22 protein-coding genes are annotated in these 24,528 nt (G+C 34.5%); 16 read left to right on the forward strand and 6 right to left on the reverse strand.

The window, feature by feature from the left end; translation table 11 throughout:
- Positions 1-24: 24 nt before the first annotated feature.
- Positions 25-1,305, reverse strand: coding sequence for an MFS transporter (locus MKY29_RS08780; RefSeq protein WP_340880834.1), 1,281 nt, complete (start codon positions 1,303-1,305; stop codon positions 25-27).
- Between the two features lie 203 nt (positions 1,306-1,508).
- On the opposite strand from MKY29_RS08780, the gene MKY29_RS08785 reads away from it, so the two are divergent.
- Both MKY29_RS08785 and MKY29_RS08790 read left to right on the forward strand, forming a co-directional pair.
- The gene (locus tag MKY29_RS08785) at positions 1,509-3,062 is read left to right on the forward strand and encodes a Ppx/GppA family phosphatase (RefSeq protein ID WP_340879544.1); all 1,554 of its coding nucleotides are present in this window, start codon (positions 1,509-1,511) and stop codon (positions 3,060-3,062) included.
- A complete protein-coding gene (locus MKY29_RS08790) occupies positions 3,059-5,161 on the forward strand; it encodes an RNA degradosome polyphosphate kinase (RefSeq protein ID WP_241600317.1) in 2,103 nt (700 codons plus the stop codon). Before MKY29_RS08785 ends, MKY29_RS08790 begins: the two co-directional genes overlap by 4 nt.
- A 60-nt stretch (positions 5,162-5,221) precedes the next feature.
- On the opposite strand, the gene MKY29_RS08795 is transcribed toward MKY29_RS08790, so the two are convergent.
- Positions 5,222-5,500, reverse strand: coding sequence for a hypothetical protein (locus MKY29_RS08795; protein WP_090561543.1), 279 nt, complete (start codon positions 5,498-5,500; stop codon positions 5,222-5,224).
- A gap of 13 nt (positions 5,501-5,513) precedes the next feature.
- Complete coding sequence (locus MKY29_RS08800) at positions 5,514-6,383, reverse strand: TetR/AcrR family transcriptional regulator (RefSeq protein ID WP_241600320.1); 870 nt, start codon at positions 6,381-6,383, stop codon at positions 5,514-5,516.
- Between the two features lie 182 nt (positions 6,384-6,565).
- On the opposite strand from MKY29_RS08800, the gene MKY29_RS08805 reads away from it, so the two are divergent.
- Positions 6,566-8,047: a DHA2 family efflux MFS transporter permease subunit gene (locus MKY29_RS08805; RefSeq protein ID WP_093494742.1), complete on the forward strand. Its 1,482-nt coding sequence runs from the start codon at positions 6,566-6,568 to the stop codon at positions 8,045-8,047.
- Positions 8,048-9,361: 1,314 nt separating this feature from the next.
- Here the strand turns inward: MKY29_RS08805 and pepF are convergent.
- Positions 9,362-11,176: an oligoendopeptidase F gene (gene pepF, locus MKY29_RS08810; protein ID WP_340879545.1), complete on the reverse strand. Its 1,815-nt coding sequence runs from the start codon at positions 11,174-11,176 to the stop codon at positions 9,362-9,364.
- 432 nt (positions 11,177-11,608) lie between these two features.
- Here pepF and MKY29_RS08815 point away from each other — a divergent pair, with 432 nt between their 5' ends.
- From MKY29_RS08815 to MKY29_RS08840, 6 genes are all read left to right on the forward strand, one after another.
- Positions 11,609-12,784 (forward strand): ABC transporter substrate-binding protein, encoded by a 1,176-nt coding sequence (locus MKY29_RS08815; RefSeq protein ID WP_093494744.1) that lies wholly within the window; start codon positions 11,609-11,611, stop codon positions 12,782-12,784.
- 86 nt (positions 12,785-12,870) lie between these two features.
- Positions 12,871-13,746: a branched-chain amino acid ABC transporter permease gene (locus MKY29_RS08820; protein ID WP_090561531.1), complete on the forward strand. Its 876-nt coding sequence runs from the start codon at positions 12,871-12,873 to the stop codon at positions 13,744-13,746.
- Positions 13,747-13,759: 13 nt separating this feature from the next.
- Positions 13,760-14,710, forward strand: coding sequence for a branched-chain amino acid ABC transporter permease (locus MKY29_RS08825; RefSeq protein WP_093494745.1), 951 nt, complete (start codon positions 13,760-13,762; stop codon positions 14,708-14,710).
- Complete coding sequence (locus MKY29_RS08830; protein ID WP_090561527.1) at positions 14,700-15,488, forward strand: ABC transporter ATP-binding protein; 789 nt, start codon at positions 14,700-14,702, stop codon at positions 15,486-15,488. The genes MKY29_RS08825 and MKY29_RS08830 overlap by 11 nt, the downstream gene beginning before the upstream one ends.
- Positions 15,481-16,188: an ABC transporter ATP-binding protein gene (locus tag MKY29_RS08835; RefSeq protein ID WP_093494865.1), complete on the forward strand. Its 708-nt coding sequence runs from the start codon at positions 15,481-15,483 to the stop codon at positions 16,186-16,188. The genes MKY29_RS08830 and MKY29_RS08835 overlap by 8 nt, the downstream gene beginning before the upstream one ends.
- A gap of 109 nt (positions 16,189-16,297) precedes the next feature.
- Entirely contained in the window at positions 16,298-17,836 is a 1,539-nt protein-coding gene (locus MKY29_RS08840; protein WP_340879546.1) for a sensor domain-containing diguanylate cyclase, read from the forward strand.
- A gap of 39 nt (positions 17,837-17,875) precedes the next feature.
- On the opposite strand, the gene MKY29_RS08845 is transcribed toward MKY29_RS08840, so the two are convergent.
- Positions 17,876-18,253 (reverse strand): hypothetical protein, encoded by a 378-nt coding sequence (locus tag MKY29_RS08845; protein ID WP_093494747.1) that lies wholly within the window; start codon positions 18,251-18,253, stop codon positions 17,876-17,878.
- A gap of 88 nt (positions 18,254-18,341) precedes the next feature.
- Between MKY29_RS08845 and MKY29_RS08850 the strand changes: the two genes are divergently transcribed.
- Positions 18,342-18,791, forward strand: a complete 450-nt coding sequence (locus tag MKY29_RS08850; RefSeq protein WP_093494748.1) for an OsmC family protein — start codon at positions 18,342-18,344, stop codon at positions 18,789-18,791.
- Positions 18,792-19,312: 521 nt separating this feature from the next.
- On the opposite strand, the gene trhA is transcribed toward MKY29_RS08850, so the two are convergent.
- Positions 19,313-19,960, reverse strand: a complete 648-nt coding sequence (gene trhA / locus MKY29_RS08855) for a PAQR family membrane homeostasis protein TrhA (protein ID WP_093494749.1) — start codon at positions 19,958-19,960, stop codon at positions 19,313-19,315.
- Positions 19,961-20,094: 134 nt separating this feature from the next.
- Between trhA and MKY29_RS08860 the strand changes: the two genes are divergently transcribed.
- From MKY29_RS08860 to MKY29_RS08885, 6 genes are all read left to right on the forward strand, one after another.
- Positions 20,095-20,661: a DUF1836 domain-containing protein gene (locus tag MKY29_RS08860; RefSeq protein WP_093494750.1), complete on the forward strand. Its 567-nt coding sequence runs from the start codon at positions 20,095-20,097 to the stop codon at positions 20,659-20,661.
- Positions 20,661-22,178, forward strand: coding sequence for an amidohydrolase (locus MKY29_RS08865; protein ID WP_340879547.1), 1,518 nt, complete (start codon positions 20,661-20,663; stop codon positions 22,176-22,178). The genes MKY29_RS08860 and MKY29_RS08865 overlap by 1 nt, the downstream gene beginning before the upstream one ends.
- A gap of 51 nt (positions 22,179-22,229) precedes the next feature.
- Positions 22,230-22,538, forward strand: coding sequence for a DUF4870 domain-containing protein (locus tag MKY29_RS08870; protein WP_090561512.1), 309 nt, complete (start codon positions 22,230-22,232; stop codon positions 22,536-22,538).
- A 26-nt stretch (positions 22,539-22,564) separates the two neighbouring features.
- A complete protein-coding gene (coaW, locus tag MKY29_RS08875) occupies positions 22,565-23,395 on the forward strand; it encodes a type II pantothenate kinase (protein WP_340879548.1) in 831 nt (276 codons plus the stop codon).
- Between the two features lie 154 nt (positions 23,396-23,549).
- A complete protein-coding gene (locus MKY29_RS08880) occupies positions 23,550-23,750 on the forward strand; it encodes a cold-shock protein (RefSeq protein WP_053589685.1) in 201 nt (66 codons plus the stop codon).
- A 133-nt stretch (positions 23,751-23,883) separates the two neighbouring features.
- Positions 23,884-24,525, forward strand: coding sequence for an MOSC domain-containing protein (locus MKY29_RS08885; protein ID WP_093494866.1), 642 nt, complete (start codon positions 23,884-23,886; stop codon positions 24,523-24,525).
- Positions 24,526-24,528 lie beyond the last annotated feature (3 nt).

The raw sequence follows: 24,528 nt of genomic DNA on the forward strand, positions 1-24,528 counted from the left end.
AAATTCTAGTATGTCTTAAAAAAATCATGCTTTTACAATTTGATCGATAGGAACTGCTTCTTTCGGTTCTGGAACTTTTGTTAAAATGATAAATCCGATGATGAACAAGATTACTAGACTAAATACCCCATATGCTGAGTTTCCGGTTAACTGGGCAGTGATTCCTACTAATAATGGTCCAATGATAGAGGCGAACTTTCCGAAAATATTATAAAATCCAAAAAACTCGTTTGAATTCTCTTTTGGAACTAATTTACCAAAGTAGGACCTACTTAGCGCTTGAATACCGCCTTGAGAAGTTGCTACGAGCATTGCTAAAATCCAGAAATCTACAATAGTATCTAAGAAAAATGCATATGTACATATAATTATATAAACTATTATTCCAACATAAAGCATTTTCTTTTCAGAAAATTTAGTAGCTAATTTTCCATATAGTATAGCAAATGGTGCAGCAACAACTTGTGTGGCAAATAAAACTATAAGCAAACTGGTAGATTCCAAACCTAAATCAGAACCATATGCTGTAGACATGGAGATGATAGTACCTACGCCATCAATATAAAAAAAGTAAGCAAGTAAAAACAAAAAAAGAGCCCGGTATTGACGTATTTCTTTAAAGGTATTTCCTAATCGTTTGAAACTTTCTAAGATGATATTTCCTTCTTTTTCGACAAAGTGAATTTGTTTCACGTTTTTGAACATCGGAATAGAGAATATTACCCACCAAGCTGCTGTTATAACGAATGCTAGTCGGCTAGCATTCGTTGTTGAAATAGGAATAATTTCCTTTCCGGCTAGCAAAATAATAATGATACTAAGTAAAAAGGGAATAGTGGACCCTATATAGCCAAAACTATATCCACGTGAAGATACTTTATGCATACGTTCATTATTAGTTACATCTACGATAAAGCCATCGTAGAAGACATTCGCTCCTGTTGCACCAAGTGCTGCAAGTGTATAAAAGATTAATAATAATAGCCAATTATCAAAAGGTACGAATGCTAGCATTGTAGTAAACGTAACACCTAATACAAAGAAAAAAGTAAAAAACTTTTTTTTCATCCCACGATAGTCTGCGATTGTACCTAAAATTGGGCCTATCATGGCTAATATAAAAGTGAAAATTGCAATCGTATATCCAAGGTAAGCTGTGGAATCTGCTGCATTTACCCCGCTTGCTGTCGCAGATTCTTTATAAAAGATAGGGAAAACAGCTGTAGTAATGATGATTGAATAGGCGGAAGAGCCCCAATCATAAAGAGACCAACTATTCTCTTCTTTTGTGAATTTTTTCAATATATTCATCCCTCCAATCATTGTTATAAATTATTGTACATCAAACAAAACAGGCTTAGTAGAATAATTCAGAAAAATAACCTAAATTTTACAAAGAAAGTTAAAAATAATTACATGAACATTGTCACCTTCCAATCAAAATTTACATACTTTTAACATTCGACGGGTGAAATTAGGAATAAACTATATTTGGAGGAGTAGAAAATATGGAAACTAAAAATGAGCAGAAAGCAATAATAGACATTGGGTCCAATTCCATCCGCTTAGTGGTATTTAGCTATACTAGAGACAAGGGTTTAATAGAGCAACTTAATATTAAAACTGTAGCACGATTAAGTATGCATATTGATGAAGAAGGAAACTTAAGTTCTGAAGGTATACATATTTTAATCGAAAATTTATTAAAATTTAAGGACATATTAAACGATATTTCTGTGACGAACGTGTTTGCAGCTGCTACGGCTGCTATTAGAGAAGCAAACAATTGTGAAATGGTCTTACTTGAGGCCGAGAAACAGACGGGGATTCAAATTTCTTTATTATCTGGAGAACAGGAAGCTTATTATGGTTATTTAGCTGTTATTCATTCAACTAATATAACTACAGGTGTAACGATAGATATGGGTGGAGGAAGTACGGAAGTTACATATTTTGAAAACAAAAAGATAAAATTTTCACACAGTTTTCCTTTCGGAGCTGTCTCTTTAAAAAAGAAATTTATACAGGGTAGTTCAATTACATTGGAAGAAAAGGAAAATCTTATTGCTTATGTGTGGGAACAATTTCAAGGATTACCTTGGTTACATAACTTACAAGCACCTGTGGTTGCTATCGGCGGTAGTGCACGAAATTTAGCGCAGGTGGATCAGCAACGCAAGAACTTTGCACTACATGGGATACATCAATATGAGTTAAGTGCATCGGATTTACAGGAGATTAGCTATGAATTTGCTCAATTTCCCTTCGAACGTTTCAAGAAATTAGACGGTCTTTCCTCAGATCGAGCGGATATTATTGTGCCTGCACTAGAAACCTTTCGGATATTTATGGAGGTAGTAAAAAGTTCAGCTTTTATTTATAGCAAAAAGGGTTTACGGGAAGGAATTATTTTAGCTCATCTTATTGATCAATCTCCTGATGATTTTAAAGTAAATGATGTGACTAAGAACGCTATCCGTCATGTGTTAGGAAAGTTTAATATGAATGAAAATGAATCACTTCATTTGTTTGGAATATTTTCTTCTATATATGATAAATTCATGCAGTGGGGTTATATAGCACCACTTGACAATAAGAAGTTACATCTCCATGCATTCCAACTATTTCATATTGGTAAGGAAATTGAGCAAGATGCGTATAGTCAGCAAACTTTTCATATTATAACCAACTTAACAATAGATGGTATATCTAATGAAGATCGTTTAAAAATCGCCTTAATTGCCTCATATAAAAATAAGGGTACATTTAAACAATATATTGAACCCTATCAACATATTATTAGTACTATGGAAAGTAAAAAGCTTCGAGATGTTGGAGCATTAATTCGCTTTATAAAAGGAATAAATGTACTAGGAAGATCTCCTATAAAAGATGTATTCCTTACAAAAACTGCTGCAAATACTATCGAATTTATATTTTTAGTTTCTGAAAAATACATGTTAGAACAATACCAAGCGGAAAAATTAAAAAGACATCTTGAAAAAATAGTTGATATGGAAGTTAAGTTGAAGTTTGTAGACATGGAGGAAATTCAGGAATGAATGACGGAGCGGTACAAAAACATCCTTTTAACAACTATGCCTATTATAATAATAGAGAAATAAGCTGGCTCGCATTTAATGAGCGAGTACTAGAGGAAGCTGAAGATGAAACGAATCCCCTGTTGGAACGATTGAAATTTTTAGCTATTTTTAGTTCCAATTTAGATGAATTTTTTATGGTACGTGTAGCAGGTTTACAGGATCAGGTTAGAGCTGGATTCAATAAACCTGAAAATAAAGCAGGATTAACACCAAAAGAGCAGTTAAATCAAATAGCTTTAATTACGAAAGAATTAGTAAGCAGACAAATGAAAATTTATAAAGAGCTGATTGAAAAACAACTTCCTATGCATGGTATTTCTTTAGTAAAGTATGCTGATTTATCAATTCCTCAAAAACAGGAATTGCAGAAGCTGTTTGAGGAAGAAATTTTTCCAGTTTTAACACCAATTGCAGTTGATACATATCGACCATTTCCAATTTTATTAAGTAAAACAATGAATATTTTAGTAATGATAGAAGACAATCAAGATGCAAACACCGAACAAAATAAGATTGCTATAGTTCAGGTGCCGTCAGTATTAAAACGGTTTATCCAAGTTTCGACAGAGGATGGTTCGTTCGTAGCTGTTCTTTTGGAGGATGTCATCGTTGAACATATTTCCAATCTATTTCACGGGTATCATGTAAAACATGCAAACCCCTTCAGAATTACCCGTAATGCCGATTTAACAATTCATGAAGAGGGAGCTCGAGATTTACTAATTGAAATTGAAAAAGAGTTGAAAAAGCGTAAGTGGGGAGCGGTAAGCAGATTAGAAGTAAAAGTAAGTGAAATCAAACCGAAACTGTTAAACTTTTTACTGGATGAGTTAGAAATTATGCCAGAAGATGTTTATAAATTAGATGGTCCCTTAGATGTGACTTTCCTATTTTCCTTTATTAAATCTTTTGAAGGAAAGTATATAAATTTATTCTATGAACCTTTTATACCGCAACCTCCATTAGATATATCAAGTGATGAGGAAATTTTTGCGAAAGTTCAAAAGCAAGATTTGTTTTTTCATCATCCTTATGAATCCTTTCAACCAATAATAGATTTTATCGAAAAAGCTGCTGAAGACCCATCTGTTTTGGCTATTAAGCAAACCTTGTACCGAGTTAGTGGGAATTCTCCTGTTATACTAGCTTTAAAGCGTGCTGCTGAGAATGGAAAACAGGTAACCGTTTTGGTTGAGTTAAAAGCTCGTTTTGATGAGGAAAATAACGTGCAGTGGGCAAAAGAGTTAGAGAAAGCTGGCTGTCTTGTAATTTACGGGATGCATAATTTAAAAACTCATTCCAAAATAACATTAGTTGTTCGAAGAAGGAATAACAGAATCGAACAATATGTCCATCTTGGGACAGGAAATTATAATGACCAAACTGCGAGAACGTATACTGATATGGGAATTATTACGGCAGATAAAAATATTGGTTCAGATGCAACGCAATTTTTTAATTTTCTTAGCGGATATACGGATAAACCAAATTATGATAAATTAGTCGTTTCGCCATATGATATACGAGATAAATTTATTAGTTTGATAGATGAAGAAATTGAGTGCCATCAGGCATTTCATAACGGTCATATTAAACTAAAGATGAATTCTCTTACAGATAAAGATTTGATATTGAAGCTTTACGAAGCTTCATCTGTGGGAGTAAAAGTGGATCTAATAGTAAGGGGGACATGTTGCTTACTACCTAAAATCCCAGGAGTAAGTGAAAATATAACAGTATCGAGTATTGTCGGTAGGTTTTTAGAGCACTCTAGAATTTATTGGTTCCATCGAAATGGTGATTCTAAATTATACCTTTCCTCAGCGGATATGATGACTCGAAATATGGTGAAACGTGTAGAGATATTATTTCCTGTTTTATCTCCTCCTATAAAAAAGAGAGTGATGGAAATTCTAGATTTAGAATTGCGAGATACTGTTAAAGCCAGATTCCAAGATCAAAGTGGCAAATATCATTATAAAGACAAAACTAAATGCAAATTAGATAGTCAGCAAATTTTGTTAGAAAGGTCACTAAAGTATATACCAGAAGAATAGGTAAAGGAGCTGAATCCATTGGTTTCAGCTCCTTTATTTTGAAAGAAATATTAGTATTTATTAATGTAAATTACTTTTTTCCACTTCTGAAACTACAAAAGCAAGATCGTCATTTCCAAATAATTGAAGTACATATAAAACGGTCCCTATGTCGATTAAGGTAGAATTTTTCTCTGTGCTGTCCATTAGTTCTAAAATAACCTCATTTGAAGCTTGGTTAGGGTATGCTCTACTATAAAGATCTACGGGATTAATATCATGATTAACACACCATTGTACATAGATTTGTATCATCATATTTTCATCTGCTTCATATTGTTCAATTACTTTATTTTTCATTTTATACCTCCCGTTATAGAGAATCGATTACTTGCCATATATTCGAGGATATTTCTTTTATTTCTATAGATTGAGCAGTATTAATCATTGTATTTGAGAAGCTATTTACTACAGTTTCCAGTAGAAATTTCCTAGGATGGTTGCTTTTTAGTTCCTCTATAATAAAGTTTATTAACTCAATTTCTTGTGCCTTCAACTCTTTTAAATTTGTTTCTTTAAATGTTTGAATTAGCTGAATTACATGATCTTTGGTTATTCGTACTTCATCATAAAAGTGATTAAAAACAAATGTGTCTATAATAACTTCATCAGACTCTACTAAATCTGTCATTAATGAATCCAATCGATTTATAACATAATTTACCAATTCAATAGAAGAAACCTCTTTAGACTTAACTGTCCAAGGGTGCTGCATCTGTTGAATCATTCCCAATAACAAAATTGCACTATCTACTGAATATTTCCTTGATTTTGCCCCATAAATATCAACTATTCGTTTGGATAACCATTTTACTTCTTCGTAATGATTATTCTTAATAATATCCCTCAGCTCTGAATCTTGAGAGTGGAAGATGACCAAGAAAATGGGAACCAAATTTCGTTCTTTGTATACTTCCATGCGTACTATTAATTGTTTTATAAGTATATCTTTATTGGATATGTCTTGATGAATTAATAATTCTCTACGTTTAAGAACAGTTTCTTCCTTAGCGTTATCTATAATAGAAATAATACATTCATTTTTTGATGAAAAATAATTATAAAATGTACCTTTCGATATTTTACTCTCATTTATAATGTCTTGAACAGAAGTGGCTGCAAAACCTTTTTCTATAAATAATTTTTGAGCAGTCAATAATACTTGATGCTTCCTATTCTTCATATTCACTCACCTTTATACTACAAGTCTAAATAATATAATACAAAATAATAGCTGTTAAATCAATAAATTTTAAATGTAAGCGTTTTTCGATATTGCATTTTTTGGACCAAGGGTATAAAATGTTCAAAGTAGTGTACAACTCGTGCAAATATAGTTCCGAAATATTAGGAGGAAAAAAAAGAATGAACGAAACGCAACAAAAACCACCATATGCCATGATTGCAATCCTTTTTGTAGGGGCATTCATAGCTTTTTTAAATAATACGCTATTAAACGTAGCTTTACCTACTATTATGACAGAGTTTGCAGTCAAAGCTTCTGTTGTTCAATGGTTAACAACTGGATATATGCTTATAAACGGTATATTAATACCGGCAAGTGCGTATTTTGTAACTAAGTTCTCAAATAGAAAATTATTTATTACTGCAATGTCATTATTTTCATTAGGTACATTATTAGCAGCTATAGCACCAGAGTTTTGGGTGCTAATTTTAGCTCGTATGATTCAAGCAGCGGGCTCAGCGGTAATGATGCCATTACTAATGAATGTTATGTTAACTGCATTCCCTATTGAACGAAGAGGGACAGCGATGGGGTTATTTGGTTTAGTAATGATTATGGCTCCAGCTATCGGACCCACACTGTCTGGTTTCATCATTGAGCATTATACTTGGAGAGTATTGTTTGAGCTAATATTACCATTGGCTGTAATAGTATTGTTACTATCCATTTTTAAACTAAAAAATATTACACCGAACAAAGATATGAAACTAGATGTTTTCTCTTTAGGTTTATCGACCATAGGTTTTGGTGGTCTTCTATATGGATTTAGTACAGCTGGAGATAAAGGCTGGGATGCACCAATTGTATATAGTACAATTGCAATTGGAGTAATTGCTCTAGTAATTTTTGTCCTTAGACAATTAAAACTAGATGAACCATTGTTAGATTTACGTATTTACAAGTACCCAATGTTTGCTTTATCATCCGTTATTTCTGTAGTTGTTTCAGCTGCAATGTTTTCAGGTATGATTCTAACCCCACTGTATGTGCAAACAATTCGAGGTATTTCACCCTTAGATTCTGGTCTATTAATGCTTCCAGGTGCTTTAGCTATGGGGTTAATGTCTCCAGTTACAGGGAAGTTGTTTGATAAATACGGTGCTCGCTCGTTAGCAATTATCGGGTTAACAATAACAGCGGTCGCGACATATATGATGAGTAATTTAGCTGCGGACTCAGATTATTACTACATCATGATTGTTTACACAATACGAATGTTTGGTATGTCTATGGTAATGATGCCTATCATGACAAATGGTCTTAATGAATTGCCAATGAAGATGAATCCGCATGGAACTGCTGTCAATAATACGTTACAACAAGTATCGGGTGCTATAGGTTCTGCAATATTCATCACAATTATGAATGCAAGAATGGAATCCAAAGGAGCTAGTTTGTTTGCGGAGGCAGCGAAAGCAGGGAATGTTCCAACAGCTGCAGATGCATTAGAGCAATTTAAATTGCAAATTAGTGGTCAAGCAATGTTAGAAGGGATTAATTTCACTTTCTTTATTGCTACGCTTGTTACGGTTCTTGCATTAGTGTTATCGCTATTTGTAAAAAGAGTGGATGTTTCTAAAAAACCAACTAACGTAAAATAAACATGAAAAAGCGCTTGCGTAAGCAAGTGCTTTTTTGTGTTTAGGAAAATAATTTTTAACGCTTTTGAACTAAATATAAGTTTATCCAATGATAGGTTAGGGAAGCTGGTTTTGTATTATCTAGGTATAGTACAGCTGATTTCCGTTTCAGGTGGACGCGTTCCGCAGGGGGAGCGATGAACTATCACCGCCCCTTCGGGTACGTTGTGATGTTTCATCTGTCTCACTGATCCAGCTGGAGTCGCCACCTTCCACTACAATCCATTAGTGTGTAGTACTTCCGCAGAGCTTATCGCTTAGATGATAAGATTGGATAGAATTTTAGCGAGTGATAAATTTTTTGTAATCGCTTTTGTATTAAAAATAAGTTTATTCAATGGTAGAGTAGGTAAGCATATTTTGTTTTATGCTAGGGATAGTACAGCGATTTTCGTTCCAGGTGGACGCGTTCCGCAGGGTGAGCGATAAACCATCACCGCCCCTTCGGGTACGTTGTGATGTTTCATCTGTCTCACTGATCCAGCTGGAGTCGCCAACTTCCACTACAATCCATTAGTGTGTAGTACTTCCGCAGAGCTTATCGCTTAGATGATAAGATTGAATAGAATTTTAGCGAGTGATAAATTTTTTGTAATCGCTTTTGTATTAAAAATAAGTTTATTCAATGATAGAGTAGGTAAGCATATTTTGTTTTATGCTAGGGATAGTACAGCGATTTTCGTTCTAGGTGGACGCGTTCCGCAGGGGGAGCGATGAACCATCACCGCCCCTTCGGGTACGTTGTGATGTTTCATCTGTCTCACTGATCCTGCTGGAGTCGCCAACTTCCACTACAATCCATTAGTGTGTAGTACTTCCGCAGAGCTTATGGCCAAGATGATAAGGTTAGGTAGAATTTTAGAGAGTAATAAATGATTTGTAATCGATTTGAATTAGAAATAAGTCTACCCAATAATAGAGGATGGAAGTAGATTTTATTTTACTAATAAGTGAAATAGTAAGTGTTTACTAAAAAAGAGGTAAAATAGCCAACAAAATTGTATCTTCGAGAGCTTACTCTATTTATTGGAAAGTAACTTATCTCTAGTTATCCAAAAACGCACTTACCTGTTTCTAGGAGTTGCAGGAGGGTGAGGGACAGACAAACACCCTAAGATTGCAAAAAAAAGTGATATTGGTTGCGACGGACGTCACTACCAATATCACTAAAAATTCACTCGGTAATAATATTTCAAAACGGCTTTCCAAAGCACATCGAAAACTTTAGAAACAGGTTAGTTCTTAAAGGACCGGGCGTCTTTTGACCGTTTTTTCTTAGGCGTTTTGATTTATTTCTTCTGTTAACGATTCTAACTCATCTATCAACGAACCAATATAAGCAATTGTATCTTTTAAAGGCTCATCAGTTGTAATATCAACACCAGCCATTTGTGCTAGTTCTACCGGTGATTTGGTACCACCAGCTTTCAATACTTCCGTCCATTCATCTACTGCAGTCTGACCTTCCTTCAATATTCGCTTAGATACCTGAGTGGAGATAGTTAATCCTGCGCTATATGTGTACGGGTATAAACCCATATAATAATGTGGTTGGCGCATCCAAGTGAGTTCTGCTCCCTCCGTAATCTCTACCGTATCTCCCCAGAATTCTTCTAATACAGTGCGTTTATAATCGTTTAGAATTTGTGCATTAACATTTAAGCCTTTATCAATACGGTCATAAACCTTACGCTGATATGCTGCCTCCAATAGATGAGTTACAAAATTATGATAATACGTTCGAGCTACTATAGAAGAAATCACCCATCGTTTAAATTTAGGATCATCCGAATTCTTCAGTAAATGGTTGGCCACTAGCATTTCATTCATTGTGGAAGGAGCTTCGATGAAATAAAGAGAAGGGCGAGCGTTAAAGATGTTCTGCTCTTTATTTGCATAATAGAAGTGACCAGCATGACCTAATTCATGTGCAAGAACAAACACTTCATTCATCCGACTAGACCATGAAATTAGAATATACGGGTGACTTCCGTACGGACTAGAACAAAAAGCGCCCGTTGATTTTCCGACATTTTGGGGGAAATCAATCCAGCGTTCATCATAAGCGCGGTTGACCATATCTATATATTCTTCACCCATCACTGAAAGAGCATCATCTATATACTTTTTTGACTCTGCTACAGAAATCTTAGGTTCAAACTCAGGATCTAAAGATACTTTTAAATCCGCGAACGTCATTTTGTCCAACCCATGTTCTTTTTGAAGTAATTTTGCATACCTACGCATATGAGGTGCAAGTTCTTTAGAAATTAAATCAATTTGTCTATTATATAAGGAACGGTCCACGTCTTGGTTGAATAATAAGTAATCGTATATAGAGCTATAACCTCGTAAATCTGAAGTTGTTTTTTCCATTTGCAAGTGCATATCATAGGTTTTAGCGGTTGTATGTTGATATTCTCTTAATTTTTTGGAAAATGCATCAAAGGCTGCTCTTCTTTTTTCTGGATCTGATTCGGCTTCCCAGTCATTTTCAAATGACACATAGCTAAGAGGATACTCTTGACCATTTACCTCAAAGTTATCAAACGAAATATCGAGCATTTTAGTCGTATCATATAATTTATAAGGAGCACCAAACGAAGCAGAGTAGGCAGCAAGTGTTTTTTCTACTTCTGGATGTAATTGATACTTTTTCTTCTTTAATAACTTTTCTAAGTAAAGCTGATGGGGAGGGAATTTAGAAATTGCTTCTTCAATTATATTATCAGGTAATTCCACTAGCTCACTATTTAAAAACGACAATTGACTGCTAACTTTTGCGGAAAGAGAACCAAATTTACTTGCTCTCATCTGAGCGTCTGTATTTGTTTGATCTGTACTTAAGGAAAGACTAGCAAATGCTCCAGCTGGTACAATTTTTTCATATAATTTCGTATATTCGTGAAGTGCTTCACCAACATCAGACGCGGTTTGGATGGACCCCTTAAAACGTTTGTTAAAATCTGATGAAGAAACTTCGATTTCTTTTAATGCAACTTCAAAATCGTCTTCAGTTTTAAATAAATCTACTAAATTCCACGTTTCTTCTACTTGTACTTGATCACGACTTGGCATTTCTTTTACCATTTTATCTCTCCTTATTATTACGGATTTCGAACTATTGAATAGTATATATAAAGTTAATAGAAAAGTAAAAACAATTAATTATTTCGTAGAAATTGATGAATTGTAAGAAATATTAGTATAAATAATAAAATATATTGCATAATCTTAAATCAAAATTATTTTATGTAAATAGTGGGAATGTCGGGAGGGGAATTTTGCCTATAAATCCTTATTTAATAAGGACTTATCGACTGTAAATAAAAATTATACTAGTGTAATATTATAAATTTTCTAATAATACCGAAAAATTAGTGTAGACTGAATTAAAAGTTTGTTTTACAATAGGGTTGTTCTTACAAAATGATAGATTTTGAGTTTATGCTTGCTAAAAAGAGAAGGGCAAGTAGTATAACTTATAAATTCAGAATTATCAAACAAAATGGGGGTTATTTTATGAAGAAATCGAAATTTGCTTCACTTTTCCTGTCATCTTCTTTATTGATCGGAATCTTAGCGGGGTGCGGAGCAGAAGAAGGAAGTAGTTCAGAAGGCGGAGACACGATTAAAATTGGAGCAAATCTTGAGCTTTCTGGAGCGACGGCATCTTATGGTACATCAGAAGCAGATGCAATTGATTTAGCTGTTGAGGAGATCAATGATGCTGGAGGTATTGACGGGAAAAAAATCGAACTTATCAAAGTAGACAATAAATCTGATGCAGCTGAAGCGACAAATGCTGCTATTAAATTAACAAGTCAAGACAAAGTAACAGCTATTATTGGCGCAGCAACTAGTGGTAACTCCGTTGCTCAAGTTCAAATAGCAACAGACACAAAAACACCAATGATTTCACCTTCAGGAACAAGTACAACAGTTACTGTAGGAGATGATGGAAAGGTTAATCCATTCACATTCCGCACAGCGTTTATCGATCCATTCCAAGGAACTGTAGCAGCAAATTTCGCTGCTAATGAGTTAAAAGTTAAAACTGCTGCAGTGTATGCTGACAATGCGAGTGATTACGCAAAAGGTCTTGCTGCTTCGTTTATTAAAGATTTTGAAGCAGCTGGAGGTAAAATCGTTGCAGAAGAATCATATGTTGCTAAAGATACTGACTTCCGTTCAACCTTAACAAATATTAAATCTTCTAATCCGGAATTTATCTTTATCCCAGGATATTATGAAGAAGTGGGTCTTATTGTTAAGCAAGCACGTGAATTAGGAATTACTGTTCCATTAATGGGTGCTGATGGTTGGGATTCACCTACACTTGTTGACTTAGCTGGAGCAGATGCTTTGAATAATTCATTCATCATTACTGCTTTTTCATCTGAAGATCCAGACGGTAAAGCGAAAGATTTCTCTGAAAAGTTTAAAGAAAAGTATGGAAAAGACCCTAACTCATTCAATGCACTTGGATACGATACGGTTTATCTATTAAAAGACGCGATTGAACGTGCTGGTTCAACTGACGGTACGAAAATTAAAGAAGCAATAGAAGCTACAGATCAATTGGAATTAGTAACTGGTTTATATTCCGTTGATGAAAATCATCATCCAATCAAATCAGCTGTAATTATTGAATATGTTGATGGTGCACAAGTATTTAAAACGAAAGTTAATCCTTAAGATTCTTATGATTATAGGGGGGATTGATATCCCTCCTTTTCTAATTCTAAAATATTTGAAATCTTAAGTAATAGGAGTGAAAATTTATGGAATGGATACAACAATTGATAAACGGTATTTCACTCGGGAGTATATATGCCTTAATAGCCCTCGGTTACACGATGGTTTATGGGATTATTAAACTGATCAACTTTGCGCACGGGGATGTGTTCATGGTAGGTTCGTTCATTGGATTTTATTCTATTACCGTTTTCGGATTAGGGTTTTTTCCAGCGCTTATTCTATCGATGGCAGCTTGTGCCTTATTCGGTGTAATAATTGAACGAATTGCATATAAACGTTTAAGAAATGCAACAAGAATAGCTGCACTTATTACTGCAATCGGTGTATCGTTATTAATCGAATATGGAGTAATTTATATTAGAGGGGCACAACCAGAAGCATATCCAGATGTTTTCTCCAATCGTTCGTTTGCATTTTTAGGGGCACAAATTAGCATTCAATCTATTCTTATTCTTTCTGTTTCTGTTGTATTAATGATCCTGTTACAGTTCATTGTGCACAAAACCAAAACAGGAAAAGCCATGAGAGCCGTTTCTCATGATACAGAAGCTGCTAAGTTGATGGGAATAAACGTTGATAATACAATATCTGCAACTTTCGCAATTGGTTCAGCTTTAGCTGGAGCAGCTGGTGTTATATTCGGTATATATTATACAAAGATTGACCCACTGATGGGTGTTATCCCAGGAGTAAAAGCGTTCGTTGCTGCTGTTCTTGGAGGAATTGGTATAATTCCTGGAGCAATGGTTGGTGGATTGGTACTTGGAGTTGTTGAAACGATCGTTAGTGCTTTAGGATTCTCTTTATGGAGAGATGCTGCAGCATTCGTCATTTTAATATTAATTCTTATCTTTAGACCATCGGGAATCTTTGGAAAAAATACACGAGAGAAAGTGTAGGTGATACATAATTATGAAAAAGTCAAAACAGTTTTGGCTATTTATTATAGCTGCAGTATTAGTATACACAGTGGTTCAAATTTTTATAGCAAATGGAATGATGAATCAATTTTATTCTAATACACTTATATTTATAGCTATCAACATAATTTTAGCAGTCAGCCTACATCTAGTAATTGGTATTACGGGACAATTTTCTATTGGTCATGCTGGTTTCTTAGCTGTAGGAGCATATATGTCGGCAATAGTGACTATGAAATTGGATCTTCCCTTTATCGTTGGTATTATTGTCGGTGGAATTGTTGCTGCGTTAGCGGGACTGATTGTCGGTATTCCAAGTTTAAGATTAAAAGGGGATTACTTGGCAATTGCGACGCTTGGTTTTGCTGAAATTATACGTATTGTTTTTCTAAATATTGACTATGTTGGTGGGGCTGCTGGAATGCAGGTTTCTCATCTAACGACTTGGACATATGCGTTTGTTTGCCTTGTCATTACCATTATAGTAATAGTGAACTTTACTAATTCAAGACATGGGATTGCTTCTATTTCTGTTAGGGAAAATGAAATTGCATCAGATGCGATGGGGATTAATACTACTTATTATAAAGTAGCTGCATTTGCGATTGGTTCCTTTTTCGCTGGGGTTGCCGGTGCTTTGTATTCTCATAACTTTTATATCATTCAACCGAGTCAATTCGGATTTTTAAAATCATTTGATATATTAATATTTGTTGTTCTAGGCGGTTTAGGAAGTCTTTCTGGTGCCGTACTTTCTGCAATTTTATTAACTGTAGTTTCTACTTATCTTCAAGGATATCCAGAAACTCGAATGATAATTTATAGTCTTGTATTAATTCTAGTAATGTTATATCGTCCGAAAGGATTAATGGGTACGATGGAAATTACAGATTATTTCAAGCTCTGGAGAACGCCAAAAGGAGGCGATCAGCATGGAAAATAAACCTTTACTTGAAGTTAAAAATGCTGGCATTCAGTTTGGTGGTTTAAAGGCTGTACAGAACTTAAACTTAAAATTGAATCAGGGAGAACTTGTTGGTTTAATTGGTCCTAATGGTGCCGGTAAAACTACAAGCTTTAACTTATTGACAGGTGTCTATGTTCCTACAGAAGGGGATATATTATTTAATGGTGAGAGAATAAATGGTTTGCAACCTTTTAAAGTAACTAGAAAAGGTATAAGTCGTACTTTCCAAAATATTAGACTCTTTAATGAATTATCTGTATTAGAAAATGTTAAAGTTGCTTACCATTCTCTTGCTAAACATACAATGTTAAGCTCTATACTTCGTTTACCATCTCATTTCAAAGGTGAAAAAGAGATGGAAGAAAAATCATTAGAATTTCTAAAGATTTTCAAGCTTGAAAAGTACAAAGATGAACTAGCGAAAAATCTACCATATGGTCAGCAAAGAAGGTTGGAAATTGCAAGAGCTCTAGCTGCAGGACCAAAATTACTTTTACTTGATGAGCCTGCTGCTGGTATGAATCCACAGGAAACAAAGGATTTAATGAATTTAATTGCTTTTGTTCGTGAAAAATTCGATTTGACTATATTGTTGATAGAACATGACATGAACTTAGTAATGGGAGTTTGTGAAAGAATATATGTACTCGATCATGGTCAACTTCTTGCGGAAGGATCACCAGAAGAGATCCGTAACCATCCTAAGGTTATTGAGGCTTATTTAGGGGAGGAAGTTCACGATGACAATGCTTAAAGTAGAAAATATAGATGTGTTTTACGGGAATATTCAAGCGCTTCGTGATGTTTCTGTTACTGTTAATGAAGGAGAAATTGTTTCGTTGATTGGTGCTAATGGAGCAGGGAAAAGTACATTACTTAAAACTCTCTCTGGGCTGTTGAAACCCAAAAAAGGTAAAATAGAGTTTTTGGATAAGTCAATCTCAGGTAAACAGGCACAAACGATAGTAAAGGCAGGGATATCTCATGTGCCGGAAGGAAGACGTGTTTTTGCGAATTTAACTGTTGAAGAAAACTTGGAGTTAGGAGCTTTTCTTAGAAAAGATAAACAAGGAATTCATCAAGATATGCAAAAAGTATATGAAATCTTTCCGAGATTATTAGAGCGTAAAAAACAGCATTCTGGAACTCTTTCAGGTGGGGAGCAACAGATGTTAGCTATGGGAAGAGCTATTATGGCAAAGCCTAAACTGGTGTTATTAGATGAACCTTCTATGGGACTTGCTCCATTGATGGTCAAAACAATATTCCAAGTAATTGAGGATATTAACCGTGAAGGTACAACTGTTTTATTGGTTGAACAAAATGCCAATATGGCTCTATCTATAGCAAGTAGGGGGTATGTTATTGAAACGGGAAGGGTTGTACTATCTGGTTCAGCTGCGGAATTACAAAATAGTGAAGAAGTTAAACTTGCCTACCTTGGTGGACATTAATAGTAAACTACGACTATATTAGTCGTAGTTTTTTTGTGTTAATGTTATATGATTAGAAACAAATATTTTTCGGAATTACATTGCAGTTCCTTTGTTTAGGAGGGTTTTATTGAAAACTTTAAGATTCTGGATTCTGTCATTGATCTGTTTTATTATGTTTGGGATAATTGTTAGTACTCTTTCTTCAAGTTATTTTGTGACGAAAAAAATATTGGTTGAAAACTCTTTAGAGCAAAATAGAGTTTATTCTATGAAATTAGCTCATATGACGGATGAGGTGTTTTCATATATGCAAAGCAACCTGGAAGCTCGAAAATCTGATGTGGTAAAACATCTGAATGATCCTAAAACAGTAACTAACATATTACAACAGCTTAATATAAGCGGTGAAAATTTTAACTCTTTATCGGTTATAAATGACCAAGGAATTGCAATCGCAACTACCCCGAATATTGGAATCGTAGGTAGTAAAATCTCCTCATATGGTGTAAAAGAAGCCTTTTCAAGGAAAGAAGCGTTTATTTCTAAGCCATATTATGCACAAACTGGTAGACTCTTAATACTAATAACCACTCCTTTGTTTGGAGATAGTGGTGAATATTTAGGTATGCTAAATGGTACTGTGTATTTGGAGGAAGACAATTTTATCAGAGATATTCTTGCCGAACATTACTCTAAGGACGGATCCTATGTTTATGTGGTTGATCGAGATGGAACTCTAATTTATCATCCTAATAAAACTAGAATAGGCGAATCAGTTGAAAGTAACTTAGTTGTACAAAAGTTATTAGAAGAAAAAAGTGGCGCTTTACAACTAGACAATACACTTGGGACTAACTTTTTAGCAGGTTATACATACATAGAAAAAAGTAAGTGGGGAGTAGTATCACAAACACCATTTACTAGCGCATTAAAACCATTATCAGGAATAATGTTAACAATATTTATATTTTCATTGCCGTTTATTATTATCTTTTTAGTTTCCGCGTTTTATGTCTCAACTAAGTTGGCCTCACCTTTAAGAAAGCTCGCTATTTACACGCTAAGAGATGTGGATGATCAAGAAGAGGTAATCGATGTACCAACTTGGTATTTCGAGGCGAAACAACTAACTATGACTATTGAAAACTATAGGAAACGTCAGCGGGAAACAGTTGAAAATATTAAGGAAATATCCGTCACAGATCCATTGACAGGATTGAAGAATAGAAGATATGCAGATATATTATTCGGTAAATTATTCGATCAACAGACTAATTTTTCTATAATCATGCTAGATATTGATCATTTTAAACAAGTTAATGATAAATATGGGCATATTGCTGGTGATGACGTTCTTAAGTTTATCTCCATTATTTTGAAAGATTTATGTTCTGAACAAGGAGAGTGTATTAGACTTGGAGGCGAGGAATTTCTCGTACTACTTTCAAAAAAGGATATTCAAGCAGCATATATTCTGGGGGAACATATAAGAATGACTATAGAAAATTCGGTTCCACCTATTCAAACAAAACTTACTGTTTCCTTAGGTGTTGGTGAGTATAGATGCGGTGAAACACAAACACAATTTATGAACAGAATTGACTTGGCTCTCTACGAAGCAAAAGCAAATGGACGTAATAATACAGTGATTGCAAAATTAGAATAAGCACAGAACTAAAAAGACGAGCAGAAAGGATTCTGACAGCTAGTCCTTTTGCTCGTTCTTTCTTAGTAAATAATATATGGCTTCAACGATTAACCCTATAACAAAACCAAAAGCAGTGAAGATAAATAAGGAGAGGATACCAGCTAAGTCTCCAAATTCCTCGGGTCCAGTAATAAAGGAGCGGTACATTTCAAAAAAACCAATTATTAAACCGATGGCAAACATATAAAACGCTTTTTGTAAATTATACAATAACATGGCACCTGCTAAAACGCCAATTACTACTGAAAATGCAGCAAATGCAAGCAAGTTCATAATAACTAAATCTTGACCTAGTACATATTTAACTCCTAAAATAAGTAAAAACATTGAAATAAATATAATTGAAATTGCAACTTTACCATAATTTTTAAACAATTAATTCGCCTACTTTCACTACCTAATCATACTAAGAACATGACAATATTTCCATTAGAATATAAAAAAAACGAGAGGAATGATATTTATGACGGAACATTATTTTCATTTAAAAGCTAATTGGCCAGGTAATCGCAATGATATAGGATCTATACATGCTCAAAATCTCCAAACTAAAATTTCGATTCCAGAAGAAATGGATGGACCAGGAGTAGGTACAAATCCAGACGAAATGCTGCTTGGTGCTGCCACAACATGCTATATTATCACACTTGCTGCCATGCTAGAGAGAAGTAAGATAGAAAAAGTATCTCTAGTTGTTGAGTCATCTGCTGTAGTAGATGTGACGGATGGTATTTTTACATATAAAAAAATAATACATCGACCAACGTTAGTAATAGTAAATGAAAAAGATTTCAAAATGGCTACACGATTACTATTGAAGGCTGAAGATACTTGTATGATTAGTAAAGCTCTCAAAGGTAATGTAGAAATAGTGCTTGAGCCTACACTTCTAGTGGGAGTTAAAACGCTATAAGAAAGAGGGAATAGCTATTTTCTGTATCTGAGGTCACAACAAGCATACTCGACTATAAAATTTGGAAGAGCATATCGATTTGATGAAATGATTAGCCGAGTTTTATTTAGTTACAAATCATTTGTAATCGCGGATGAATGTGAAAGCTGTAATTCAATTACAGAGGAATGCTGAGAGTTCTCTTTACCTAGTGGAATAAAGAAAAATAGTTGAAAAGTTGAATAGTGAAGGGAGTAGCTCACGAAATTACCTCTTCGTGAGCTTTCTCTATAATTAGGGATTATTAGTTTTCTAGTTATCTTAAAACGTACAGACCTATTTCTCAATGTTGTAGGAGAGTGATGCTCAGGATGCTACCATAAGATTAACGAAAAAGATAAGTATTGGTTGTAACATCTGGCACCACCAATACTCGCTAAAAATTCACCCTGGTATTCCTTAAGTAAAACGTCTGCCCTAAGCACTTCTATAACGATAGAAACAGTTTTTAAACTTAATGGACCAAGCAATGCCCTGTTCTCTTACAATACATATCTATAAACACAGATGAAGTGAAATACAGTCCCCAACAATATAAAAATATGAAATATTTCATGAAATCCTAACTTCTTAATAAATGGAAGGTTTGGTTTTATCCCGTATATAATTCCTCCAATAGTATAGGAAACTCCACCCAAAATTAGATAAAATAATCCTGCAGACCCTAGAGAGTCAGCTAGTGTAGGTGCCAAGAAGATAATCATCCATCCCATGCCGATATAAATAGCAGTAGAAACCCATCTCGGACTAGCAAACCAAATCATTTTAAAACAAATTCCACTAGCTGCTAGGAATAGAATAATAGTAAATAAGATATATCCAGCAGTGTTATTTAACGTGATAAGGCAAAATGGTGCATAGGTGCCTGCGATTAAAATATAAATCATTGAATGATCTAAGCGTCTTAAGAATTGTATATGGTGAACATTCCCTATCAACCAGTGATAAGTAGCGGATGCAGTATAAAGTAAAATCATGCTAATACCAAAAATAATAACTGCTGTTAAAGTTAATGAGGAACTATCGATTACTATTCCTTTTATTAACATTAGAATTAGTCCTAATAGACCTAATATTGCTCCTAACAAATGCGAAAGACTATTAAACGGCTCTCTTATATATTTATTCATGTAAATACCTCAACCTCTCCATCTGGTTTTTATAACTACATATAAATGTATTATTATTACAACACTTAGTCAAGGTTTACCTTGGGTGTTTTATAAGTTATGATAAACGTAATGCACAAACTGGAGGTATATTAGTGAGTAAATCAGAAGAAATTACAAAAAAGTTGAGTTTGGAGTCCACAATACATGAAGAGGATATACCCGCTATTGATCTGTATATGGACCAAGTGATTCAGTTATTTGATGCAACTTATAATGAGTCTTTACGTAATGAAGATGAAAAAGTATTGACTAAAACGATGATCAATAATTATGCCAAGGGAAAATTGTTTATACCCATTAAAAATAAAAAATATTCCAAAAGCCATATAATGCTGATTAGCTTGATATATCAGTTAAAAGGGGCACTAACTATTAAAGATATTAAATCTGTATTAGAGCCGATAAATGAAAAAATGGATGTAGAAGATTTTCCGCTAGCAAATTTTTATAATTCCTGGGTTAAACTGCAACAAAAAAATGCTCAAAATTTCCTTAATGAAATGAAGGCTCATGAAGTAGAAGTTGAAAATCAGGAAACTGAAGAAATTGATAAGCTAATTTTACTTATAGCTTCTCTTTCGAATATGAGTAATGCTTATCGAAAAGCGGCAGAATTGCTGGTAGATGAATTAACGGAACTAAGAAAGGGGACAAAGTAGTGAGGACGCTATGGACAAATGGAAAGATTTTCACGATGGAAGCTGAAGACAAATTCGTCGAAGCAATATTGGTAGAAGATGGGTTAATTTTGCATACTGGATTGGAAAAAGATCTACTACCATTAGCAAATAACGTGGAATCACTTGATGGATGTGTCATGTATCCGGGTTTTGTAGATAGCCATATTCACTTGATTGGTCATGGTGAGAAACTATCTTATTTAGATTTATCTACTTTCTCTTCTATAAAACAAATAAAAGAAACGATAGCTTCTCATATAACTAATGAAGAATGGTATATGACAGAAGGTTGGGACGACAATAAATTAGAAGAAGGCAGACCATTAACTTGTACTGATATCGACTTCATAACCGAAACAGCGGTAGTGCTAAAAAGAGTATGCCGACATGTTTTAGTAGCAAATACAGCCGCAATGAAATTAGCTGGCATATCAAAAGAAACCCCTAACCCAGTAGGAGGAGTAATAGGTAGAGATGAAAAGGGTGAGCTTAATGGACTGTTCTACGATGAAGCACAAAGTCTAATAACAGAGCATATACCATTACCAACTACATCATATTTGAAGAACATTATTAGCTCTAGTTTGAAGGATTTAAAGTCCAAAGGGATAACTGGTGTCCATTCTGAGGATATGGCTTATTACGGACACTATGAAGTTCCATTACAAGCATATCGTGAGGTTGTTCAAAATGATTTTAGAGTTCACCTTCTAAGGCATCATGATGTTTTTGAACAAATGCAAGGAGAAGAATCTTCCTCTTTTATCGAATTTGGAGCGATGAAAATATTTGTAGATGGTTCTTTGGGTGGCAGAACAGCATTACTAGGGGAAGACTACACTGATGAACCAGGGAATAAAGGCGTGGAGGTCCATAGTTCGGAAAAGCTAGTGAACTTAGTGAAATTGGCTCGTAGCTATAATGAGAATATTGCAGTCCATGTAATAGGTGATCTTGCAGTTGAAAAGATTTTAGATTTAATAGAAGAGTATCCTGTAACAGATGGGAAAAAGGATCGGTTAATTCATGTGAATGTATTGCGTCCTGATCTTGTTAAGCGAATGAAAAAGCTCCCCGTCGTCCTAGATTTACAACCAATATTTGTCGCATCCGATTTCCCTTGGGTAAAAGAAAGACTCGGACCTTCAAGACTACAATGGGCATACGCTTGGAAATCATTACTGGAGCAAGGATTCGATTGTTCAGGAGGGTCTGACTCGCCAATAGAACTTGCAGACCCATTAATTGGGATAGATGCAGCAGTTAATAATTCCTACTTACCAGAACAGGAGTTAACTGTTTTTGAAGCTGTATCGCTTTATACATCCGGTAGTGCGAAAGCTATTGGGAGGGAATGCAAGAGAGGATTGATATTACCTGGTTTTGATGCGGATTTTACTATTTTAGATAATAAACTTGAAAAAGATAACATTCTTTCTACTTCGGTAGTAAAGACAGTTGTAGCAGGGGAAATTGTGTATCAGAAGGAAAAGTGAAACTATTCATCTAGTTTCAACGTATAAATATTAAGAGAGGAGGGAAAAGAAATGGAAAACACAGGTTTAAAAATCTTGCTACATGCAAGTACATGGTTTGCTCCTTTTCTAGTGCCATTTATTTTATTTCTAGTAGTAAATGATGAAGAAATTAAAAAGCTTTCCATTCAAGCTGTACTGTTTCAATTAATTATGGCGGTATTGCTGACTATATCTGCATTTTTAATTTTAATTCTAATTGGTATTCCGATGCTCATTATTTTTGGTATAATGGCATTTGTAGTTCCGATTATTGGAATTGTTAAAGCGATTACGGGAGACACATTTAACTATCCTATTGTAGGGTCATGGATAAAGTAGGTGTCATAACATAAAGGGGAATTAGAATGACTACTAGAATCGGTATTGATGCAGGTGGAACATTAACAAAAATAGCTTATTGGAATGAAAATAATGAAATGGTCTTTGAACGATTTCTTTCATCAGATTTCCAAAAGGTTAAGGAGTGGATTGAATCTAATCATCCAAATGCTTCTATCTGCGTCACTGGTGGTCGTGCTGAGCAATTAAAAGTTCATTTAAGCTCTAAAGAGGACATACCATACATAGTTGAATTTGATGCAACTATGAATGGTGTCATGTATCAAATGAAGCAAGGGTCAATCGAACCTAAAGCAGCAATTATAGCGAATATAGGTACTGGCACCTCTATACATATTATGCAAAATAATATACATAAACGATTAGGTGGTACTGGAATCGGCGGTGGAACCCTTCTTGGCTTGGGAATGGCTTTAACAGGTATATCCGATTTTGAGGAAATCATAAAACAATCTCGAGAAGGAAGCAGGACTGAGATTGATGTCTTAGTAAGCGATATATATAAGAACAATAAGCTTCCAATAAAAGGTACTTTAACAGCGAGTAATTTTGGCGGTATTTCATTAAATAATAGCAACAATAGAAGCTCTTCCGACTTGTTAGCTGGTGTCCAAGGGATAATTGGTGAAGTAGTTGCTTCTCTTTGTATTCAAGTTGCAGATGCTCATCAAGTGGAAGATATAATATACATAGGTACAACATTGGAGGACAATGAATTACTCCAGCAAATCATTGAATCCTATACAGTATTAAAGCTAAAAAAACCGACCTTTTTAGCTAAGCATGGCTATAGCGGAGCAATAGGAGCATTATTAGAAAACACTAAAAAATATTAGGTATAATTGTTGCATTATCAGAAAATGCGTGTTATATTTAAAGAGGATTATTTTTGTTCGGTTAGTTAGTAGGTGGCAACACTTTTACTTAACAGTGTTGAGCAAGGATAGTAACACAATGTGTGCAGCTGCTGCATACGAGGAGGAAATACACATGGAACAAGGTAAAGTAAAATGGTTTAACTCAGAAAAAGGATTCGGATTTATCGAACGTGAAGGCGGAGACGACGTATTCGTACATTTCTCAGCTATTCAAAGCGAAGGTTTCAAATCTCTTGACGAAGGTCAAGAAGTAACTTTTGAAATCGAGCAAGGTCAACGTGGCCTTCAAGCTACTAACGTAGTTAAAGCTTAATTTTAAACCTAAAACTTAACTTTAACAGGCTCTCATCAGAGAGTCTGTTTTTTTGCATATAAATCAGCCGTTTGTTTCAACTAATATGCTATGATTATAGTAATATTTTGGAGGTGTTTGAAAATTGGAGAAAATGAAACTAATTGCAATATCAGTAGGGAAACCTAAAACTGTGAAGAATGAGTTAGGAGAAGAACTTCGATCAGGAATTTTCAAAACTCAGGTGACTGAAGCATATTTGGCAAATGATGGCTTTGATAACGACGGAGTTGCAGATTTAAAGCATCACGGTGGTCTTGACAGAGCCGTTTGCGTGTATAGCATGGAACATTACAGAAGTTGGTCAAAAGAATTTCGAATGGATTTTCCAGTAAGTGCAATTGGAGAAAATTTACTAGTAGAAAATATGCTAGAAGAGAACATACATATAGGAGATCGATTTTCCATCGGCGAGGCAATTATAGAGGTAACACAAGGCAGAATACCGTGCAATACTATCAACCAAAGAACTGGTATAAAACCTTTGATGAAACGTATGATAGAAACTGGACATACTGGTTATCTATGTCGTGTTATTAAAGAAGGAAGAATTACTAACACTGATCGTATCGAACGAATTTTTGAACACCCAGAAAAAGTAACTGTTTCTTACGCTCATTCAATTTATTTTTATCAAAAAGATTCAAAAGAAGGAATTGAAAATATTCTCAAAGTAGATGAGCTAGCAGATGAATGGAGAGTCAAACTTGAAAAGATGTTATCGAAGATAGGATAGGAT

The sequence above is a fragment of the Psychrobacillus sp. FSL K6-2365 genome (genome assembly GCF_038003165.1).
GTDB classification, from domain to species: Bacteria; Bacillota; Bacilli; order Bacillales_A; family Planococcaceae; genus Psychrobacillus; species Psychrobacillus psychrodurans.

Coding starts and splice junctions, on each gene's coding strand:
- MKY29_RS08825 (WP_093494745.1), top strand. CDS start 13,760: ATGAAAAAGTCAAAACAGTTTTGGCTATTTATTATAGCTGCAGTATTA.
- MKY29_RS08835 (WP_093494865.1), top strand. CDS start 15,481: ATGCTTAAAGTAGAAAATATAGATGTGTTTTACGGGAATATTCAAGCG.
- pepF (WP_340879545.1), bottom strand. CDS start 11,176: ATGGTAAAAGAAATGCCAAGTCGTGATCAAGTACAAGTAGAAGAAACG.
- MKY29_RS08870 (WP_090561512.1), top strand. CDS start 22,230: ATGGAAAACACAGGTTTAAAAATCTTGCTACATGCAAGTACATGGTTT.
- MKY29_RS08790 (WP_241600317.1), top strand. CDS start 3,059: ATGAATGACGGAGCGGTACAAAAACATCCTTTTAACAACTATGCCTAT.
- MKY29_RS08885 (WP_093494866.1), top strand. CDS start 23,884: ATGAAACTAATTGCAATATCAGTAGGGAAACCTAAAACTGTGAAGAAT.
- MKY29_RS08805 (WP_093494742.1), top strand. CDS start 6,566: ATGAACGAAACGCAACAAAAACCACCATATGCCATGATTGCAATCCTT.
- MKY29_RS08800 (WP_241600320.1), bottom strand. CDS start 6,383: ATGAAGAATAGGAAGCATCAAGTATTATTGACTGCTCAAAAATTATTT.
- MKY29_RS08820 (WP_090561531.1), top strand. CDS start 12,871: ATGGAATGGATACAACAATTGATAAACGGTATTTCACTCGGGAGTATA.
- MKY29_RS08815 (WP_093494744.1), top strand. CDS start 11,609: ATGAAGAAATCGAAATTTGCTTCACTTTTCCTGTCATCTTCTTTATTG.
- trhA (WP_093494749.1), bottom strand. CDS start 19,960: ATGAATAAATATATAAGAGAGCCGTTTAATAGTCTTTCGCATTTGTTA.
- MKY29_RS08785 (WP_340879544.1), top strand. CDS start 1,509: ATGGAAACTAAAAATGAGCAGAAAGCAATAATAGACATTGGGTCCAAT.
- coaW (WP_340879548.1), top strand. CDS start 22,565: ATGACTACTAGAATCGGTATTGATGCAGGTGGAACATTAACAAAAATA.
- MKY29_RS08850 (WP_093494748.1), top strand. CDS start 18,342: ATGACGGAACATTATTTTCATTTAAAAGCTAATTGGCCAGGTAATCGC.
- MKY29_RS08880 (WP_053589685.1), top strand. CDS start 23,550: ATGGAACAAGGTAAAGTAAAATGGTTTAACTCAGAAAAAGGATTCGGA.
- MKY29_RS08795 (WP_090561543.1), bottom strand. CDS start 5,500: ATGAAAAATAAAGTAATTGAACAATATGAAGCAGATGAAAATATGATG.
- MKY29_RS08830 (WP_090561527.1), top strand. CDS start 14,700: ATGGAAAATAAACCTTTACTTGAAGTTAAAAATGCTGGCATTCAGTTT.